Source organism: Solibacillus silvestris (genome assembly GCF_051967575.1).
GTDB classification, from domain to species: Bacteria; Bacillota; Bacilli; order Bacillales_A; family Planococcaceae; genus Solibacillus; species Solibacillus silvestris_B.
This window is the reverse complement of record NZ_JBQCJW010000095.1, coordinates 1-557: the sequence shown is the minus strand read 5'-3', so window position 1 is coordinate 557 and position 557 is coordinate 1. Positions and strand designations below refer to the sequence as shown.

Genomic DNA, 557 nt, shown 5'->3' with positions numbered 1-557 from the left:
TAGAAAAGATGGGCATTCAAAGCTCGTATTCTAGACCACGTGTCAGCAATGATAATCCGTTTTCAGAAGCGATGTTTCGGACGTTGAAATACCGTCCAGAATATCCAAGAAAGGGCTTTGAAACGTTAGAAACTGCACGTATTTGGGCAGCTAAATTTGTCCACTGGTACAACGAAATTCACTTACATAGCGCTCTAAAATTTGTGACACCGGTTCAGTGCCATACAGGCGAACATCTTGAGATTTTAGCCAAGCGAAAAGTAGTATACGAAGAAGCCAAACAGAGGAATCCAGAGCGTTGGTCACGCGATACACGCAACTGGTCAGCACAGGAAAAAGTAGAACTAAACCCGATGAAAGAGCGTTTGGGGGAATAAAAAACCCCTCGTTTACCTGTTGATTTTCAATGGAAGTACGCTTTTTCTTCCATTGAAGATCAACAGGCCATCAAGCGCAGCGCGATAGCTTCGTTTGAACTGGGGATTTTAATAGAACAGATTTTGATTTTGATAGAAAAGTTAAGTAGCTTGATGCGACAACTATATTGACAAACACCG

General features: G+C 42.0%; 1 protein-coding gene. It reads left to right on the top strand.

Annotation, left to right across the window (positions count from 1 at the left end; all coding sequences use genetic code 11):
- Positions 1 to 377, top strand: a 377-nt coding sequence (locus ACTHOQ_RS18910) for an integrase core domain-containing protein (RefSeq protein WP_440497742.1), incomplete at its 5' end; no start/stop codon positions are given.
- Between the last annotated feature and the right edge of the window lie 180 nt (positions 378 to 557).